The sequence below is a fragment of the Arthrobacter sp. 05N33_2 genome (assembly GCF_056397425.1).
This window is the reverse complement of record NZ_JBFTNJ010000068.1, coordinates 1-16,953: the sequence shown is the minus strand read 5'-3', so window position 1 is coordinate 16,953 and position 16,953 is coordinate 1. Positions and strand designations below refer to the sequence as shown.

Genomic DNA, 16,953 nt, shown 5'->3' with positions numbered 1-16,953 from the left:
GTCGACGGCTACCTGCACCCGGGCGAGGCGCCCGGCATCGGCGTCGAATTCAACGAAGAAGCCGCCGCCGCGTTCCCCTACCAGCAGGCCTACCTGCCCTACAACCGCCTCGTCGACGGCACCGTCCATGACTGGTAACCCGACCACGAGGGGTAACTGGCACTGACGGGCGGCAGTGCCTTAAGCACCAAAAAGGTCCCGGGCGGCGAGTCGATGCTCAGCCGCCCGGGACCTGGCTCTATTGAGTCCGGCTCTCAGCGTCCGGTTTGCTGGTTGCTTAGTGAACCTGTTCCCGGGTCATGCCGAAGGGGACCTGGTCGGAGAGGGCCGCGGTGTAGTGGCCCGGCTTGTGCCGCGTGAGCAAAATGCCGTGCGTTCCGGTTGTCATGGCGAGCTGCTGCAGCCCGCGGACGGCGTCGTTGAGTCGGTCGTCGAGCACGCGCCGGTTGTCGACCTGGATCTCAATGGGCTCGGTAATGGTGGTCATCGCTCTGTCTTTCTTGGAGTACTTCTAGTCGGCCCCAATGGATTCAGGAACAGTAACGTCATATTTATTGGCCCGTCAAATCACCACGCCGCATGTGCGCGTGGCCCGTGCGGACGCCAAATGCCCGCACATCGCGGCCCGGGCGGCTGACCTGCAGATCCACCCAGGCCCGGGTGGTCCCAGTGAGTCTAATCACCCGGCATCRCTGCGGGCAGGCCGAAAGATGCTCGTGGACGCAAACAATGCCTCCGTCGGAGGCGCGGGAGAAGATGATGGTCTCCCGTTCATCGCTCGTATCGCGGCCACCGTCCCGGTCAACCCGGACCGTCGTGGCCACGCGGTGCGAAAACACCGCGGTAGCACCGAGGAGCTGGATATCCTGCTCGCTGCTCCGGCATTCGAGCACACGCCAACCACCGGCGAGCCAGCTGTCCCAAAGGGTGCGGTAGGCGGAGCGGGACCCAAGGCGCCGGGCTTCCGGATGGAAGATGAAGGTCGCCTCCGGGCTGAAGGCCGCAAAGTAGGCCTCGGTGTCCGTGGCGGCGAAGGCGGCAACCAGGCGGTCGGCTGCCTCCTGGACCTCTTCGCGGCTGAGGTCGCGGGGCGCTGCCGGCTGCAGCGCCGCAGCCGGCAGCGGCCGGGCCACGGCCCGGACCGGGGCGCCGTCGGCCCCGGGGATATTAAGGGGAAAGAGGAAGAGCTCGACGTCGGATCCTGCGTCTGTGGCCCGCTGGACCTGCTCCAGCCCGGTGAGGTTTTCCACGATGATGCAGCCGTTTCCGGCCAGGATGGCGTGGGCGGGGAAGCTGCCGCCGGCCGGGTCGCCGTGCTGGTTGCCCTGCTGGTCGCCGTGCGTGGCGCCGGGGGAGGTTGGATCCACACTGAGGGCATCCAGGCCTACGGCGCGGTAGCCGCGGTCCACGATCAGTTGTGCCGCCGCAGCCTCCAGCCATGGGTGCTTGAGGTACTCCTCCGTTCCCCACGCCGCTGCGCAGCCGGTGTGCAGCAGGAGGATCTTCTCTGGACTGTCCCGATACCCGGGTTTCCCAGGCTCCCCGGCCGAGCCCGCCGGGGCGATCCCCGCCAAATGCGCGGCGGTGATGGCGCCGCCGCGGGCCACGTCCCGGACGTCCACGATTTCGGCGACGCCGCCGAAAAGGGACAGCGGCAATTCGTCCAAAGCTGCCCAGCCCTCGCCCACATGCAGGGGTGCGTCGGCGTGGGTACCCGAATGGGAGCCCAGCCCGAGCGCGAGCACGTTGGCGCCGTCGGCCTCCACGGTCAGTGCCGATGCGATCCGGACCTCCGGGTCGCCGGGATAGACAGGCATTCCGGTGCGCAGCGGAACGCTGAGATCGAACCACGTCACCGCTGGCCCACCAGTTCCGTGTCGAAGTCGCCGTGCAAGCCCGGCGCGGCTGCCTCCGGTGGTCCGGCAGCGACGGTGTTTCCAGCCGCATCGATGACCGGCGGCACCGGGGTGTCCTTCGAGGGGATCCAGCGCGGCCCGGCCGCCGGGAACACTCCGCGCGGCTCCGGGAAGATCCACAGCAGCCCGAGGTAGAGGACGGCTGCAAGCCCCAGCGATGCCGGCAGACTGATGTCCACACCGCCGGCCAGGTTGCCCAGGGGGCCCTGGAACTGGCCGGGCATGTTCACCATGCTCAACCCGGCGGCGGCGCTGACCAGCCAGGCCGTCATGCCGCGCAGGTTCCAGCCGTGGTTGAACCAGTACCGTCCGCCGGTCTGGCGCCTGTTGAACACCTGGAGGGCATCGGCGTCGTACCAGCCGCGGCGGGTGATGAAACCGATGATCATCACCACCATCCAGGGCGCGGTGCAGGTCACGATCAGGGTGGCGAACGTGGAAATGCTCTGGACGAGGTTGAAGGCGAAGCGGCCGGCGAAGATGAAGGCGATCGCCAGGACCCCGATGAACAGGGTGGCCTGGACCCGGTTGAACCTTGGGAAGACGCTGCTGAAGTCAAGGCCGGTCCCGTACAGCGAGGACGCCCCGGTGGACATGCCGCCGATCAGGGCGATGGCGCAGAGCGGGATGAAGTACCAGGCCGGGGAGACGGCCAGCAGGCCGCCGACGTAGTTCGGCGCCGCCGGATCCATGAATTCCGGCGCCTTGGTGGCGATGATGGACGCCGTGGCCAGGCCAAAGACGAACGGAATCAGGGTGGCCAGCTGGGCCAGCAGCGCCGCGCCCATGACTTTGCGCTTCGGGGTGGCGGTGGGGATGTAGCGCGCCCAGTCGCCCAGGAACGCGCCGAAGGAGATGGGGTTGGACATGACGATCAGTGCCGCGCCGATGAACGCCGGGATGAACCCTGCGACGCCGACGCCGTCGAATCCGGTGCCGAAGGCACCCTCGAAGTTCAGGTTGAGGTCGCCCGCRAAGGCGATGAACCCGACAACGAACAGCAGGGTGGCCGCGGTGACGGCAATCTTGTTCACCAGCAGCATGAACTTGAACCCGTAGACGCAGACCACCAGAACGAGTCCACCGAAGAGGCCGTAGGCGACGGCGAACGAGCCCATGTCCTGCGGCAGGCCAACGAGCCGGTTCAGCCCGCCGACCAGGGCATCGCCGGAGCTCCAGACCGAGATGGAGAAAAATGCCAGCGCGGTCAGCAGTGACAGGAATGATCCGACCACCCGGCCGTGCACGCCCAGGTGGGCGGAGGAGGACACCGCGTTGTTGGTTCCGTTCGTCGGGCCGAAGACGGCCATGGGCGCCAGCAGGAGGGCGCCGACAACCAGGCCCGTCACCGTCGCGGCGAGCCCCTGCCAGAACGACAGGCCGAACAGGATCGGAAATGCGCCCAGGAAGGCGGTGGCAAAGGTGTTGGCTCCGCCGAACGAAACCCTGAACAAGTCAAAGGCGCTGGCATTGCGGTCCTTTTCGGGGATCCGCTCAATGCCGTAGGTCTCCACGTCGGTGACCTTGCCGCGGTTCCGCCCTGCGCCGGCGCCGTCAGGCTTTTCCTCGACCATGTTGTTCTCCATCCAGCTCATCATTGATTCCTAAGAGTTGCTTTATAAGCATCACAAGTTGTGTTGGAGGCTACACTGTGAAGCGGCTCACAGCAAGGCGCTGCCCTGTCCGGCCGGCGGGTTACGCAACCGGCCTCCGGCCTTGGACCCTCCCGCGGGAAGCCCGGGCGGCCCATGTGCCCGCCGCCCGGTAAATAACAGGGATAATCTTCAACGGGGACCATCCACAACACGGCGCAAAGGCGGCACAGCGACATGGCACAGGCTCAAGCAGGCAAACCCCAGGGACGGTGGCGGACCTTCCACGAAAAGTTCGTCGTGGAGGAGCGCTTCATGAGCGTGACGGCGCGCCGGAATCTCTACCGGACCGCCGTCGTGCTGATGATCGCGGGCGCCGTGCTGTTCGTGGTAATCCTCGCCGGAGTCCTGCAGCACGCCGGCATCTCGGCGGCGGATGAGCCCGTGCGGACCTGGCTCCTGACCCTGCGCGCGGAACCCACCACCATCATCATGATCATCCTGGCGATCATCTTCGGCCCCATCGGCCTGCCAATCATCGTCCTGATCGTGACGGTGGCCTGGGGCCTGATCGCCAAGCATGCCTGGCGGCCGATGCTCCTGGCCGGTGCCATGCTGACCGGCGTCATTCTGGCGCAGATCATCGGCCACATCGTCGAACGCCACCGGCCTCCGATCGACCTCATGCTCTTCGGCGCAGACTCCACGTTCTCGTTTCCGTCCGGCCACGTCCTGGGTGCGTGCGACTTCCTGCTGGTGACCACGTACCTGGTCTTTTCGCGCCGGAAGAACCCCATGTCCGCTGTTATCGCCTTCATCGTGGCGGGGATCGGCATCTTCTTCGCCGCCGTCAGCCGTCTGTACCTCGGCTACCACTGGATGACCGATGCCCTGGGCGCCTTCTCGATCTCGCTCGTGATCCTGGGCGGCGTCATTGCGCTGGACACCTGGCGGACGGCGCGGATTCCGGGCGAACAGGTCACCGGGACGCTCTCCACCGCCGACACCAGCCAGGACTGAGCCCCGTCAGCGGCTGCGCGCCAGCTTGAGTTCGGCCCGCAGCCGGGCGTTGGCGGCCTCGAGTTCCATCACCTTGGCCACGCCGGCCAGGTTAAGCCCTTCTGCCAGGAGCTGGCCGATCCGCCGCAGCACCACAAGGTCTGCGTCGCTGTACTGCCGGGTGCCACCCGCGGTGCGGTCCGGTGCGAGGAGCCCCCGGCGCTCGTAGAGCCGGATATTCTGCTGCCCCGTGCCCACCAGCTGCGCCACGACCGAGATGGCGTACAGGCCTGAATTCGCGCCGCGGTCCGCCATGGTCTTCCTCCCGTTCCGGAAATTCCCTTGCATCAGTGTTTCACCGGTGCTATAAAAAATCTATACCCACCACCACAGAAAACTTGAGGTGGGTTGTAGAAGGAATGCAGATCAAGTCTCGCTGAAGGAGTGGGAAATGATGTTGATTCGGACGGACCCGTTCCGTGACTTCGACCGGCTTGCCCAGCAGGTGTTCGGGACGGTGGCACGCCCCGCGCCCATGCCCATGGACGCATGGCAGGAAGACGGCGTATTCGTCGTCGCCTTCGATCTTCCGGGGGTCAATGTCGACTCGATCGGGCTCGACATTGAGCGCAATGTCCTGACGGTCCGGGCGGAACGGCGCGATCCGGCGCAGCCCGACGTGGAACTGATGGTCTCGGAGCGTCCCCGTGGAGTGTTCAGCCGACAGCTGATCCTCGGCGACACCCTGGATACGGAGAACGTCAAGGCGAACTACGCCGACGGCGTCCTGACGCTCCGCATCCCGGTGGCGGAGGCGGCCAAGCCGCGGAAGATTGAAGTCACCCGTTCGCAGGACAAGATGCAGGAGATCGGGAAGTAGCCCCCGGGCCGGCGCGGCGCCCGCTGCGTCGCTCCGGCTCCGGCTGCATGCAACGGAGGCCGATCATGCCCGGCAGGAACCCTGATCCCCGAGGCTACTACGCGCTATTGCACGTCTCGCCGGAGGCGGGCCGGCAGGAGATTGGCCGCGCCTTCCGGGCGCTGATGCGCCGGCACCATCCCGACGTCGGCCAGTCTGACCTCGACCCTCCCGATGTCGGCGCCATTCTGCACGCTTTCGCCGTGCTGCGGGACGCCAGGAGCCGGGCGGAGTACGACGCCGGCGGCTGGCGTCCCGCCGTCGAGGACGACACCTTCCAGCACCGGAACGACCATGCCGGCCAAGGCAGCCGCGACATCCCGGTGCGCATCATCCGGCGTCGGGATCCCCTTGTGCGCGTGCTCCCCGTCCGCTGGGAACCCGGGCCGTGACGGGGAAACTCTCTTGGCCAGGCCGCTGACCCGGGCAGGAACCCACCCAGCAGTTACATCCAGCAGCCCCATCCACTGAGGAGGAGACCAGCCATGAGCGCATGGCGCCGCTACGATTCGCACCTTATGCCGGTGTTCCACGAGCGCTTCGAAGCGCGCTGGGGCGAGGGAACGGCGCCGTTCCTGGACCCGGAGGCGCATGAGGCCCCGTTGCCCCGTGCGCAATGGATCAACATCGACACGGGTGCGGCGCTGGCGGTGGTCCCGGTCTGGACAGATGAAGACAGCCAACACCGGTCCTTCGGCGTGTTCTACCTGCCGCCCGCGGGTGATATCTGGGTGCTGAGGCCCGGCTTCACGGAGTATCTGGAACCCTCGCTGGATGAGGCTGAGCAGCTCGTGACGCTGCGGAACGATGCCTTCCGCAAGGCCGTGGAGCACGCCAAAGTCTTCCTGTTCGGGCCGGAGACGTCGCTGTTCTGAACGGCAGGGACCAGCAGATGCCAGGATCAGTTGCTGGCGGCGGCATAGGCGTTCAGGCTCAGCGAGAACACGATCCAGGAGAGGTACGGCAGCATGAGCAGGCCCGCTGCCCGGCTGATCAGGCCGAACCGGACCACCGTGACGGCGGCGGCCACCGCATGGACGGCGATGAGCAGCAGGGCCAGCCAGAGCGCGGCCCCGCCGGCCATGGGGTACATGCCGAAGAACAGGGGCGCCCAGGCGAGGTTGACGAGCAGCAGGATGGCGTAGACGGTCATGGCCCCCCGGCCGCGCCCGGAGCGAAGTCCTGTTTCCCGGCGCCAGACGAGCCACGCCGCCACTGCCATTGTCGTGTAGAGCACCGTCCAGACCGCTCCGAAGGCCCAGCCCGGCGGAGTCCACGGAGCCTTCTCTGCCGCCGCGTACCAGCCGCCGGCGTTGCCGATAATGACCAGCGACGCCACGAAGGACACCCCATGGGAGACCGCCAGGAAGCAAAGGAGGGCTGCCGTCTGCCGGCCGGGGCTGGGCGGCGCCGATGGCGGCCGGCGGTTGACGCCTTGTTCAATTTTCACGTGCACCGATCAACAGTGGCCGTTGGCATCGCGTCCGTCAAACGGCCAGGGTCGTGGCGCTCACTCCCGGGGGAGCCTAAAATCAGTCAACCAACCACCGAAACTACATAGAGGTCCCCGTCGATGAACGCTTCCGCCAAGGATCTGGCTTCCCTTCTTCCGCCCGGCTTCACCCTGGGTGTAGCGACCTCCGCCTTCCAGATCGAGGGTGCACTCGATGAAGACGGCCGCGGCCCTTCCGGATGGGATGTCTTCGCCGCGAAGCCGGGTTCGATCGTGGAGGACCAGAGTCCGGCCGTTTCCTGCGACCACTACCACCGGATGCCCGAGGACGTGGCTCTGATGAAGGAGCTGGGGATCGACTCGTACCGGTTTTCGCTGTCCTGGTCCAGGATCCAGCCCGGCGGGAGCGGGCCCGCGAACCCTGCCGGGCTGGACTTCTACGACCGGCTGATCGACCTGTTGCTCGCCAACGGCATTTCCCCCATGGCCACGCTCTACCACTGGGACACCCCATTGCCCCTGGATGAGGCCGGCGGCTGGATGAACCGTGACACGGCCTACCGGCTGGGGGACTTCGCCGCCATCGCCGCGGCTGCCTTCGGGGACCGCGTGAGGCGCTGGGTGACTGTCAACGAGCCCGCCACAGTCACCACCAACGGCTACGCCCTGGGCATGCACGCGCCCGGGGAGGCCCTCATGCTCAAGGCCCTCCCCAGCGTGCACCACCAACTGCTGGGCCACGGCCTGGCGCTCCAGGCGCTGCGCGCCGCCAAGGTGCCGGGCGACATCGGCATCACCAACGTTTACTCACCGATGGTCCCGGCCACCGCGAACCCGCTGGACAAGGTCAGTGCCGGACTCATGGATGTGGCGCAGAACCGGCTCTACGCCGATCCGGTGCTGCTCGGCAAATACCCGGATGTCATCCGGGCCGCCACCTTCTTTTCGTCGTCCTTCAGCCCGTCCAGCGAAGACATGGAGCTGATTTCCCAGCCCCTGGATTTCTACGGCCTGAACTACTACATGCCCACCCTTGTCGGGGCGGGTCCGGGTGAGGGGGCCGTGCCGCCCGGCATGGCCGAGGCCATGGGGGACGACCTCAGTGGGACACCCGGTGCGCCCTTCCACATCGCGCAGTTCCCAGACACCGAGACCACGGCCTACGGCTGGCCGGTCAAGCCCCAATACATGTCCGTCGCCCTGGCCGAGATGGCCGACCGCTACCCGGATCTGCCCCCGGTCTTCATCACCGAGGGCGGGGCCAGTTTCGAGGACGTCGTGGTCCAGCCTGTCGGGGCGAACCAACGGATAATCCCGGACGAACGGCGCCTGCGTTACCTTGCAGACCACATCGGCACGGCCCTGGAAGCGACACGTCCCGGCGGCGCCGCCGAGGCCGTCGACCTTCGCGGCTACTATGTGTGGTCCTTCATGGACAACTTCGAGTGGTCCGCCGGCTACAAGCAGCCGTTCGGTCTGGTGCACGTCGATTTCGATACCCAGGTCCGCACGCCGAAGGCCTCCTACTACTGGCTCCAGGAGGTCATTGCGGCCCGAAGCTCGGCGTCCGCCGGAGAGCCCGGCAGCGCAGCGCAGCCCGGCGGCGCCGGCGGGCAGGACGAAACCGCCGACGTCGGAGAGCCGCACCCGGCGAGCTGACGCCCCTCAAGCCGGGTCAACCTAGAGCAGATCCAAGTCCTGCAGGCCCTTGGCGAGCCCCGCGCCGTCGGGCGAATAGAACCACGGGACGGAGGACTCCGAGTGGTCTCCGGTGTCGGAGTGGCCGCCGGCGAAGACGGCCTCACTGGCCGAGAGCTGCCGGATGCCGATCGCGGCCACCTGGTCCGGGTGCTTCTGCGCGAAGCCGGAGTAAATCTCTTCATCGTGCTGGCCGTTGTCGCCGAACAGCAGCCAGCGCATGTTCGGGAACTCCTGGGCCAGCAGCTCAAGGTTCCGCCGTTTGTGTTCCTGGCCGCTGCGGAACCAGCGGTCGTGCGTCAGCCCCCAGTCCGTGAGCAGCAGCGCGCCCGAGGGATAGAGGTTCCGGGCGATGAAACGGGCCAGGGTGGGAGCTGCGTTCCACGGTCCGGTGGACAGATAGATCACCGGCGCCTCCGGGTGCTCCACCTTGAGCCGATCCAGCAGGACGGCCATGCCGGGTGTCGCCATCCGGGCCCGTTCGTTCAGGACGAAGGTGTTCCACAGCGCCAGGAAGGGCCGGGGGAGGGCGGTGACCATGATGGTGTCGTCAATGTCCGAGACGATGCCGAGCCTGGTGTCCGGCGAGATCACGAAAATCCTGGCCTCGACCGGTTCCGTTCCCTCGGCGCGCAGCACGGCCGTATGCCAGCCCGGGGTCAACGCCACGTGAACCAGGGTGTCCACCAGGCCGCCGCGGTCCGCATGCACGCGGGTGGTGACGCCGCCGATCTGGATCTCCACCTCGGTGAACTGGACCGGGACGCTCGTGAACGCCCGCCAGCCGCGGAAGTTCTGGTTGCCGTTCAGGGCCAGCCGCTCCGCCTTGCCGCCGGGCACCGGCCGGCTGGTGAGGACCACGCGGCCCAGTACCCTGACCCACTCGGTCGAGCCGTAGCCCTGATAGGCGACTGTCTGCGGGCTGAACTTCCAGCGCCGGGCCGTCTTGAGCCGGAACCCGTTGACGGTGTCCGACACCCAGTGGGCGAGCCGGAAGGCCCTGTTGCCGGACACGGGCAGCTGCTGCGCTGGTTGCGAGGCCAATTCCATGCCTCCACTCTCCCACAGTGCCGGGCTCCGGCTGTGCCGGCGGGGTCCCCGGACGCGGGCCCCCGCCACGCCGGATTACCAGCGTGGCGGCTAACCCAGCAGCCCGCGCAGTGTGGCGGCGTTGCGGACGGCGTTGCCGCCGCCGTCGTTGTTGAAGTACGCGTGGACGTCTTTCCCGCCGGCCTGCCACTCGCGGATCCGGTCCGCCCACCAGCGCAGGTCGTCATCGGAATAGGATCCGCCGTACAGGACGTCGTGGTCGGGGCCGTGCAGCCGGATATAGACGAACGCCGCGGTGGCGCGCAGGACGCACGGGAGCCCGGCGCCGCTCATGATGCAGTAGGCCGCGCCGTGACGTTCCAGCAGGGCGTACACGGCGTCGTCGTCCCAGCTGGGGTGGCGGAACTCCACACAGACGCGGATCCAGCCGGGCAGAGCCGCCAGGAAGTAGTCCAGCCGGGCGTCGTCGCGCGCCAAGCCCGGGGGTAGCTGGACGAGCAGCACGGCCCGCTTGTCGCCGAGTTCGTGCCAGCACCGGGTGATCCGGTCCGCCCAGACCTCGGGGGCGTAAAGCTTCTTGGCGTGCGTCAGGCCGCGGGGCGCCTTGACGGACAGGGCGAAACCGTCGGGCAGGCGGCGGCGCCAGCTGGCGAACGAGCCCTCTTTCGGCCAGCGGTAGAAGCTGGCATTCAATTCCACGGTGTCGAAGCGGGCCGCGTAATATGCCAGCCTGTCCCGGGCTGGCAGGCCCGGCGGATAGAGGACCCCGTCCCAGTGGTCATAGCTCCAGCCGGATGTGCYGATCCGCACAGCGGCCACGTGCCCTGCCATGCCCCTTCCCCTTCCGCCGACGCCATGCTCCCTCCACCGTGCTCCCTCTACCGTGCCGGGGGCGACGGCGGTGTGGCACTGTAAGTGTCATGGTACGCATCGAGGATTACGCAATGGTCGGCGATCTGCACACCGCTGCCCTGATCAGCACCGAAGGCTCCATCGACTGGCTGTGCCTGCCGCGCTTCGACTCGCCGGCCTGCTTCAGCGCCCTCCTCGATTCCCCCGCGGCCGGCCGGTGGCTCCTGGCGCCGGCGGGCGGCGGGGAATGCACGCGCCGCCGCTACCGCAAGGGCACGCTGATCCTGGAAACCGAGTGGGATTTGCCCGAGGGCAAGGTCAGGATCATTGACTTCATGCCGCCCCGCGACGAGGTGGCGGATATCGTGCGGATCGTGGTCGGTGTCCGCGGCACGGTGCGGATGCGCGGCGAACTGGCGCTCCGGTTCGACTACGGCCATATTGTGCCGTGGGTCCGCCACGACGAGCTCGGGATCCACGCCGTCGCCGGGCCTGATGCCGCCTACCTGGTGACCGAGGCGCCCCTGCGCGGTGAGCGGATGCATACCGTCAGCGACTTCACGGTCAAGGCCGGGGAGCGTGTGCCCTTCGTGCTGACCTGGAGCCCCAGCCACCTCGGCCGGCCGCGGTCGGTGAACCCGGAAACGGTCCTGGCGTCGACCGAGGAGTTCTGGCTTCGATGGTCGGCGAAGTGCACGGTCACCGGGCGCTACCGCGACGCCGTCCAGCGCTCGCTGATCACGCTCAAGGCCCTGACGTTTGCCCCGACCGGCGGGATCGTGGCCGCCGTCACGACGTCCCTGCCGGAGGAGATCGGCGGTACCCGGAACTGGGACTACCGCTTCTGCTGGCTCCGCGACGCCACGCTCACGCTGCAGGCGCTGCTCGCCGCGGGCTACACGGAGGAGGCCGGCGCGTGGCGCGACTGGCTGCTCCGCGCCATCGCCGGGGACCCGGCGGATCTGCAGATCATGTACGGGCTCCACGGCGAACGCCGGATGCCGGAGCTCGAACTGCCGTGGCTGAAGGGCTACGAAAACTCCGCTCCGGTGCGGACCGGTAACGGTGCGGCCGGCCAGCTGCAGCTCGACGTCTGGGGCGAGGTCCTCGATTGCCTGTCCCTGACCCGGAACTCCCTGCTCAAGCACACCGACGACGCCTGGGACGTCCAGGTGGCCCTCATGGAACATCTGGAGACGGCCTGGCGCCAGCCGGACAACGGGCTGTGGGAAATGCGCGGCCCGCAACGCCATTTCACGCACTCCAAGGTGATGGCCTGGGTAGCGGCGGACCGCATGGTCAAGGGCGTCCGGGACTTCGGCCTGACCGGCCCGGCGGACCGTTGGGAGGAGCTGCGTGACGCCATCCACGCCGAGGTCATGGCCAACGGGTTCGACGCCGACCGCAACACATTCGTGCAGTCCTACGGGCGGCCGGAGCTGGATGCGAGCCTCCTGCTGCTGCCCCGGGTGGGGTTCCTCCCGCCGGATGATCCGCGCATCATCGGAACCATCGATGCGGTCCAGCGCGAGTTGACGCACGACGGCTTCCTGCGACGCTACCTGCCGGCACAGAGCGATGACGGGCTGCCCGGCGAGGAGGGGGTGTTCCTGGCATGCTCCTTCTGGCTGGTCGAGGCCCTGATCGGGGCTGGCCGGCGCCATGAGGCCCGGGAGCTGTTCGAGCGCCTGCTGGCGCTGCGCAACGACGTCGGGCTCCTCAGCGAGGAGTGGGGCGTCGAGACCGGCCGGCAGCTGGGCAACACGCCGCAGGCCTTTAGCCACTTCGCCCTCGTCATGAGCGCGCTGGAACTGCATGAAGACGGCGTCCGCCGCAGCGACACCCCGCTTCCGTGATCCCCGCCGCGGCGACCGCAGTGGCCCCCGCGGCCCCGCCGCGGCGACCGCCGGCGGACGAAGGGCGGGACCTTCAGCACTTTCCCCGCACCGTAAAATAAGTACACTTACTAATATCCCGGCGGGGGATACGAGGGAACTAGGAGTGTTGCAAATGGCGGGATATTTTGAGCTCGTGGACGCGCCCGAGGGCGGCTACCGCATTCGGATGATGGACGGGGCAGGGCAACTGATGGCAGTCTCAGTGACGTTTCCCACCAAGAAAGCCGCCGTTGCCGGCGTCGCCCAGGCAAGGGAAATCGCCGGAACCGGCCTGATCAGGGACCGCAGCGCCGATGGCCGGGCCGCCGTGCCCGGATCGTCCGCCCGGGTGATCAGGGGGCGGCGCGGCGGTGCCGGGCGCTCAAACTCCACCTTGGGGGGCTCGCTGGCGGGCAAGAGGGCGCAGGCCCGTACCTGACCTGATAATCGAGTAGGCCGTTTCCCAGCCGGTTCGCCGCGCCGAACGGTTACAGTATGGCCATGAAGCCGCGGGGGAATCGGAACACCGGCCGTGCCCGGAAGAATCTGCTGGGCCGTGTGGCGGTGCCGCTCACTGCCGCGGCCATGCTGCTCGCCGGGCTGGCCCTTCTTGCCCAGCCGGTGACGCAGGAGGACTTTGGCTGGGTAGCGTATGCTCCGGTGGCCACGGGGCCCGTTGTGCTGCAGGGGCTCATGGTCATGGGCCCGTGGATCTGGGCAGGGGTCGCGCTGATCAGCATCGGGTTGCTCCTGCTGGCGTTCTGGTCCGGCTACCGCACGGGCCGGCAGGCCCGGGACCGCGGCGACGACTCCCGCTAGGCGGCTGCCGCTCGGCCGTCCGCCCCGCGGCCGGGCTGAAGCGCCGCCAGCCGCCAGCCGCCAGCCGACGCCCCCGAGGAGACAGCTCGCGGCGTTCCGGACGCGAAACACTGCCGTGATGTGCCGTCTCGGCGGTACGCTGGCCGGGCAGCGCCTAACCGTCGAGGAGGACCTCATGAGCCAGCACCACACCCCCGGAAGGGTCGCCGTTGTCACCGGAGCCGGTTCCGGCATCGGCCGCGCAGTGGCCAGGCTCATGCTGGCCGAGGGCTACCGGGTGGTCCTGGCGGGGCGGCGGGAAGAACCGCTCCGAGAGACCGCGGCCGGCCACCGCCAGGCGCTCGCGGTCCCGTGCGATGTCACCGTCCCCGCCGACGTCGAACGGCTTTTCGCCGCCGCGCTGGGGCAGTGGGAGCGCGTGGACGTGCTCTTCAACAACGCCGGCGTGTTCGGCCCCGCCGCCGCGGTGGACGAGATCACCGTGGAGGACTGGGACGCGACCGTCGCCGTGAACCTCACGGGGTCCCTCCTTTGCGCCGGTGCCGCCGTCCGGGCCATGAAGGCCCAGTCGCCCCAGGGCGGACGGATCATCAACAACGGTTCGGTCGCGGCGCATTCGCCCCGGCCGCGGACGGTGGCCTACACGGTGACCAAGCACGCCATCACCGGGCTGACTAAAAGCATTGACCTGGACGGCCGGGGCTTCGGCATCAGCTGCGGACAAATCGATATCGGCAACGCGGCGACGGAACTCATGGAGGAGATCGGCGTCGGTTCCGGGACCGCCCAGGCAGACGGCAGCCTGCGGGCCGAGCCGACCTTTGCGGTGCAGGACGCCGCCCGGGCCGTGCTGCTGATGGCCGGGATGCCGGCGTCGGCCAACGTGGGATCCCTCGTGGTGACAGCTGCGGGCATGCCGTTCATCGGGCGCGGCTGAGGCGCGGCTGGGGGCACGACTGCGGGCGCGGGCCCCGGCTGGTGGGTCCTGAGGGACGCCGCCGGGTGACCTAGAGAGGCAGGAGGGCGGACAGGTCCGCGCGCAGTCCCGAGGCGGCAACACGGCCGGCGGCGACGGCGTCGGCCCAGCTCAATCGTCCGCTGACCATCGCCAGCCAGGTGTCGGCGTCGCACTCGATGACGTTTGGCGGGGTGCCGCGCGTGTGCCGCGGGCCCTCCACACACTGGGTGACGCCGAACGGCGGGACGCGCACCTCCACGGAGTTCCCGGGCGCCCGCGCGGTGACTTCTTCCAGGCAGTATCGCACCGCCGTCGCGATCGTGGTGCGCGGGACGGCGCCGGGTCCTCCAGAGCCCGGGACCCCGGCGGCCGGCACGTTCGGGCCCGGTGCGGTCGCGGTGGCTTCCTGCCACGCGGCGAGTGCCGCGCGGCCCTCGTCCATGGCGATTCGACGGCGCGATACAGCCACTTTCCCGAGTCTCCTAGTCCAGCAGTGCCGCGACGGCCCGCCCGAGCCGGATCTTGCCTACCGGGCGTCCCCCGCCCAGTACCGGGTCCACCACCTTGTCCAGGACGCTGGACACTTCAGGGATTTCGACGGCGCCGGAGGCCGCGAGGAGCGTCAGCCCGACCAGTGTGGTGGCCCGGATGTTGCCGTCGAGCATCTTGATGGCAACCGAGACGCCCTGGCGGGTGGCCATGACCAGGACGCCCTCGGCGCCGATCTTGGCCAGGATGCCGAGTTCGTCCATGACGATCGTGTTGGCCTGCCCTCGCCCCTGGACGGCCCACGGGTAGTCCAGCATGGACGTGGCAATGGTGGCTGCCCGCGCGTTCGAGTTCTTGTCGCCCGGGGCCTTGGCCAGCTTCGAGTAGGCCCGGGCCAGGCCGATCAGGGAGACGGCGGCAACCGGCGCGCCGCAGCCGTCGATGCCCAGGTGGGTGATGCGTTCGCCGCAGTACTCCTCGATCACGGAGCGGATGCGCTGCTGCAGCGGGTGGTTGGGTTCGAGGTAGCTGTTCTTGTCCCAGCCGTTCTCCGTGCACGCCCAAAGGAACGCGGCGTGTTTGCCCGAACAGTTGAAGGCCAGCCGGGACTTGCCCCGCTCGGTCTGGACGAGCCAGTTCCGGGCGGTCTCATCCTGGGGCCAGTCGGCCGGGCACTGCAGCTGGTCTTCCTTGGCCCCGGCCGCCTTGAGCATGCCCTCGACCACGTCCATGTGATCCAGGGATCCGACGTGGCTGCCGCACGCGATGGCCACCTGGGCGCCCCGCAGGGGTACGCCGGACTGCATCGAGGCCAGGGCCTGCAACGGTTTGAGCGTGGACCGGGCAAAGATCGGGGCGTTCACATCGCCGAGCTCGATCACTACCGTCCCGTCCGCGGCCAGCACTACGGCCGAGCCGATGTGGCGGGACTCCACGAAGCCGCTGCGTTCGATGACTGCCAGTTCGACGGCGGAGTCGACTGTGAATGTTGCATGCGGGTTCAAAGCCATGCTGCAAGTCTATGGTGCCCGGTGCTGATACCCCGGTTATTCCACGGTCACCATCACCGACTGCCAGCCGGAGGCGCCGTCCGGAACCGGATCCGCCCGCTTGTCCGTCTGGACCTCGCCCTTGCCGTCCGTGGCGCGCACCTTGATGTAGTGCGGGCCCGGCGTGGCATCCCAGTCCAGGGACCACTGCCGCCACGTGATGAGGGAGGCCTCGTCGGAAAGTACCGCCTCGGTCCAGGGCCCGCTGTCGATCTGCACCTCGACCTTGGTGATCCCGCGGGTCTGGGCCCACGCGGTGCCGCCGATGGCGATCTTTCCGGCGGGGACCTTGGCGAAGGACTTGGGCACCTCGACCCGCGCCATGGTCTTGATCGGGCCGCGTTCGGACCAGCCCCGCTGGGTCCAGTACGCCTTGCTGTCCGCGAACCGGGTCACCTCCAGGTCCACCACCCACTTGGTGGCGGAGACGAAGCCGTACAGGCCGGGAACCACCATCCGCACCGGGTAGCCGTGCTCGAGCGGGAGCGCCTCGCCGTTCATGCCGATCGCCAGCATCGCGTCGCGGTCGTCCTGGAGGACCTCCAGGGGCGTCGAGGCGCTGAAGCCGTCAGCCGAGGTGGAAAGCACCATGTCCGCGCCCTGTGTGGGGCGGGCCAGCTTCAGGGCGTCGCGGATGGGCATGCCCAGCCACTTGGCGTTGCCGGCCAGATTGCCGCCGACCGGGTTGGACACGCAGGTCAGGGACACATGTGATTCGATGAGCTGGGCGTCGAGCAGGTCCTGGAAGGTGAGCCGGACCTCCTGTTCCACGAGGCCGTGGATGCGCAGTTCCCAGTCCTGGACGTTGATCTCCGGCACGCTCAGCGCCGTGTCGATCCGGTAGAAGTCCTTGTTCGGGGTCAGCCACGGCGTGACGCCGGGCGCCTTGGACTGGACCCCGGCCGGGACCGCGGCGGCGGCCTTGGCGGGCGCGGGCAGCTGCAGCGACTCGCGGGCCGCGGCCACGTTGCTTCGGGCCGCGCTCAGCAGGCGTCCGCCGGTGGCGGCAACAGCCGAGGCGGCCGCGGTGATGCCGGCGGCGGCGAAGAACCCGCGCCGAGTGGTCGCCGGGCGCTCGGGTTCCTTCGCGGCGACGTCGGCGGCCCGGTCCGGCCATTCCTGCATCCGCCACAGCCGGGTGATCAGAAGCCGCAGCACCACCAACCCGGCGACGGTGCCGATCAGGGAGGGAATGGCATCGATCGGCTTGACGCTGGCCCGCGTCACCACGCTGCCGACGATCACGGCGCCCATCAGCACCACCCCGGCCACACCCAGGGCC

General features: G+C 68.5%; 19 protein-coding genes and 1 pseudogene. 10 read left to right on the top strand and 10 right to left on the bottom strand.

All coding sequences use genetic code 11. The annotated features are described in order from the left end of the window. Window positions 1-138, top strand: a pseudogene (locus AC1DHX_RS17780) (bifunctional D-altronate/D-mannonate dehydratase); the annotation flags it as partial. A gap of 139 nt (window positions 139-277) precedes the next feature. On the opposite strand, the gene AC1DHX_RS17775 reads toward AC1DHX_RS17780, so the two are convergent. The 3 genes from AC1DHX_RS17775 to AC1DHX_RS17765 all read right to left on the bottom strand — a co-directional run bounded on the left by AC1DHX_RS17775 (window position 278) and on the right by AC1DHX_RS17765 (window position 3,511). Continuing rightward, entirely contained in the window at window positions 278-487 is a 210-nt protein-coding gene (locus tag AC1DHX_RS17775; protein ID WP_028276129.1) for a hypothetical protein, read from the bottom strand. Between the two features lie 64 nt (window positions 488-551). Continuing rightward, window positions 552-1,856 (bottom strand): cyclase family protein, encoded by a 1,305-nt coding sequence (locus AC1DHX_RS17770; protein ID WP_476900304.1) that lies wholly within the window; start codon window positions 1,854-1,856, stop codon window positions 552-554. Continuing rightward, window positions 1,853-3,511 (bottom strand): purine-cytosine permease family protein, encoded by a 1,659-nt coding sequence (locus AC1DHX_RS17765; RefSeq protein WP_476859225.1) that lies wholly within the window; start codon window positions 3,509-3,511, stop codon window positions 1,853-1,855. Before AC1DHX_RS17765 ends, AC1DHX_RS17770 begins: the two co-directional genes overlap by 4 nt. A 234-nt stretch (window positions 3,512-3,745) precedes the next feature. Here AC1DHX_RS17765 and AC1DHX_RS17760 point away from each other — a divergent pair, with 234 nt between their 5' ends. Beyond that, window positions 3,746-4,528 carry a phosphatase PAP2 family protein gene (locus AC1DHX_RS17760; RefSeq protein ID WP_230007696.1) on the top strand — a complete coding sequence of 261 codons (783 nt, stop codon included), beginning with the start codon at window positions 3,746-3,748 and terminating at the stop codon, window positions 4,526-4,528. A gap of 6 nt (window positions 4,529-4,534) precedes the next feature. Here AC1DHX_RS17760 and AC1DHX_RS17755 read toward each other — a convergent pair whose 3' ends face one another. Continuing rightward, window positions 4,535-4,822, bottom strand: a complete 288-nt coding sequence (locus tag AC1DHX_RS17755) for a MerR family transcriptional regulator (protein WP_476859226.1) — start codon at window positions 4,820-4,822, stop codon at window positions 4,535-4,537. Between the two features lie 136 nt (window positions 4,823-4,958). Here AC1DHX_RS17755 and AC1DHX_RS17750 point away from each other — a divergent pair, with 136 nt between their 5' ends. From AC1DHX_RS17750 to AC1DHX_RS17740, 3 genes are all read left to right on the top strand, one after another. After that, window positions 4,959-5,387, top strand: a complete 429-nt coding sequence (locus AC1DHX_RS17750) for an Hsp20/alpha crystallin family protein (RefSeq protein ID WP_290370254.1) — start codon at window positions 4,959-4,961, stop codon at window positions 5,385-5,387. A 65-nt stretch (window positions 5,388-5,452) separates the two neighbouring features. Next, complete coding sequence (locus tag AC1DHX_RS17745; RefSeq protein WP_476859227.1) at window positions 5,453-5,818, top strand: J domain-containing protein; 366 nt, start codon at window positions 5,453-5,455, stop codon at window positions 5,816-5,818. 93 nt (window positions 5,819-5,911) lie between these two features. After that, a complete protein-coding gene (locus AC1DHX_RS17740; protein ID WP_230007693.1) occupies window positions 5,912-6,301 on the top strand; it encodes a hypothetical protein in 390 nt (129 codons plus the stop codon). Between the two features lie 26 nt (window positions 6,302-6,327). On the opposite strand, the gene AC1DHX_RS17735 is transcribed toward AC1DHX_RS17740, so the two are convergent. After that, window positions 6,328-6,876 carry a TspO/MBR family protein gene (locus tag AC1DHX_RS17735; protein ID WP_230007698.1) on the bottom strand — a complete coding sequence of 183 codons (549 nt, stop codon included), beginning with the start codon at window positions 6,874-6,876 and terminating at the stop codon, window positions 6,328-6,330. 123 nt (window positions 6,877-6,999) lie between these two features. Here AC1DHX_RS17735 and AC1DHX_RS17730 point away from each other — a divergent pair, with 123 nt between their 5' ends. After that, window positions 7,000-8,538, top strand: a complete 1,539-nt coding sequence (locus AC1DHX_RS17730) for a GH1 family beta-glucosidase (protein ID WP_476855503.1) — start codon at window positions 7,000-7,002, stop codon at window positions 8,536-8,538. A gap of 21 nt (window positions 8,539-8,559) precedes the next feature. Here AC1DHX_RS17730 and AC1DHX_RS17725 read toward each other — a convergent pair whose 3' ends face one another. Both AC1DHX_RS17725 and AC1DHX_RS17720 read right to left on the bottom strand, forming a co-directional pair. Beyond that, window positions 8,560-9,627: an App1 family protein gene (locus AC1DHX_RS17725; protein ID WP_230010202.1), complete on the bottom strand. Its 1,068-nt coding sequence runs from the start codon at window positions 9,625-9,627 to the stop codon at window positions 8,560-8,562. A 90-nt stretch (window positions 9,628-9,717) separates the two neighbouring features. After that, on the bottom strand, window positions 9,718-10,458 hold the full coding sequence (locus AC1DHX_RS17720) for a DUF72 domain-containing protein (RefSeq protein WP_476900303.1): 741 nt from the start codon (window positions 10,456-10,458) through the stop codon (window positions 9,718-9,720). An 89-nt stretch (window positions 10,459-10,547) separates the two neighbouring features. On the opposite strand from AC1DHX_RS17720, the gene AC1DHX_RS17715 reads away from it, so the two are divergent. The 4 genes from AC1DHX_RS17715 to AC1DHX_RS17700 all read left to right on the top strand — a co-directional run bounded on the left by AC1DHX_RS17715 (window position 10,548) and on the right by AC1DHX_RS17700 (window position 14,112). Then, window positions 10,548-12,335, top strand: coding sequence for a glycoside hydrolase family 15 protein (locus AC1DHX_RS17715; protein ID WP_476850261.1), 1,788 nt, complete (start codon window positions 10,548-10,550; stop codon window positions 12,333-12,335). A gap of 154 nt (window positions 12,336-12,489) precedes the next feature. Continuing rightward, the gene (locus AC1DHX_RS17710; RefSeq protein WP_223913587.1) at window positions 12,490-12,795 is read left to right on the top strand and encodes a hypothetical protein; all 306 of its coding nucleotides are present in this window, start codon (window positions 12,490-12,492) and stop codon (window positions 12,793-12,795) included. A gap of 62 nt (window positions 12,796-12,857) precedes the next feature. After that, window positions 12,858-13,175 carry a hypothetical protein gene (locus AC1DHX_RS17705; RefSeq protein WP_476850260.1) on the top strand — a complete coding sequence of 106 codons (318 nt, stop codon included), beginning with the start codon at window positions 12,858-12,860 and terminating at the stop codon, window positions 13,173-13,175. A 175-nt stretch (window positions 13,176-13,350) separates the two neighbouring features. Continuing rightward, window positions 13,351-14,112 (top strand): SDR family oxidoreductase, encoded by a 762-nt coding sequence (locus AC1DHX_RS17700; protein WP_476850259.1) that lies wholly within the window; start codon window positions 13,351-13,353, stop codon window positions 14,110-14,112. Between the two features lie 70 nt (window positions 14,113-14,182). Here the strand turns inward: AC1DHX_RS17700 and AC1DHX_RS17695 are convergent, their stop codons facing one another. The 3 genes from AC1DHX_RS17695 to AC1DHX_RS17685 form a co-directional block, all read right to left on the bottom strand. After that, the gene (locus tag AC1DHX_RS17695) at window positions 14,183-14,602 is read right to left on the bottom strand and encodes a sterol carrier family protein (protein ID WP_230009166.1); all 420 of its coding nucleotides are present in this window, start codon (window positions 14,600-14,602) and stop codon (window positions 14,183-14,185) included. A gap of 13 nt (window positions 14,603-14,615) precedes the next feature. After that, window positions 14,616-15,632 (bottom strand): asparaginase, encoded by a 1,017-nt coding sequence (locus tag AC1DHX_RS17690; RefSeq protein WP_079555582.1) that lies wholly within the window; start codon window positions 15,630-15,632, stop codon window positions 14,616-14,618. A 36-nt stretch (window positions 15,633-15,668) separates the two neighbouring features. Beyond that, on the bottom strand, window positions 15,669-16,953 hold a 1,285-nt coding region (locus AC1DHX_RS17685), incomplete at its 5' end, for a molybdopterin-dependent oxidoreductase (RefSeq protein ID WP_476900302.1).

Coding starts and splice junctions, on each gene's coding strand:
- AC1DHX_RS17725 (WP_230010202.1), bottom strand. CDS start 9,627: ATGGAATTGGCCTCGCAACCAGCGCAGCAGCTGCCCGTGTCCGGCAAC.
- AC1DHX_RS17775 (WP_028276129.1), bottom strand. CDS start 487: ATGACCACCATTACCGAGCCCATTGAGATCCAGGTCGACAACCGGCGC.
- AC1DHX_RS17750 (WP_290370254.1), top strand. CDS start 4,959: ATGATGTTGATTCGGACGGACCCGTTCCGTGACTTCGACCGGCTTGCC.
- AC1DHX_RS17760 (WP_230007696.1), top strand. CDS start 3,746: ATGGCACAGGCTCAAGCAGGCAAACCCCAGGGACGGTGGCGGACCTTC.
- AC1DHX_RS17745 (WP_476859227.1), top strand. CDS start 5,453: ATGCCCGGCAGGAACCCTGATCCCCGAGGCTACTACGCGCTATTGCAC.
- AC1DHX_RS17705 (WP_476850260.1), top strand. CDS start 12,858: ATGAAGCCGCGGGGGAATCGGAACACCGGCCGTGCCCGGAAGAATCTG.
- AC1DHX_RS17700 (WP_476850259.1), top strand. CDS start 13,351: ATGAGCCAGCACCACACCCCCGGAAGGGTCGCCGTTGTCACCGGAGCC.
- AC1DHX_RS17740 (WP_230007693.1), top strand. CDS start 5,912: ATGAGCGCATGGCGCCGCTACGATTCGCACCTTATGCCGGTGTTCCAC.
- AC1DHX_RS17715 (WP_476850261.1), top strand. CDS start 10,548: ATGGTACGCATCGAGGATTACGCAATGGTCGGCGATCTGCACACCGCT.
- AC1DHX_RS17755 (WP_476859226.1), bottom strand. CDS start 4,822: ATGGCGGACCGCGGCGCGAATTCAGGCCTGTACGCCATCTCGGTCGTG.
- AC1DHX_RS17710 (WP_223913587.1), top strand. CDS start 12,490: ATGGCGGGATATTTTGAGCTCGTGGACGCGCCCGAGGGCGGCTACCGC.
- AC1DHX_RS17730 (WP_476855503.1), top strand. CDS start 7,000: ATGAACGCTTCCGCCAAGGATCTGGCTTCCCTTCTTCCGCCCGGCTTC.
- AC1DHX_RS17690 (WP_079555582.1), bottom strand. CDS start 15,632: ATGGCTTTGAACCCGCATGCAACATTCACAGTCGACTCCGCCGTCGAA.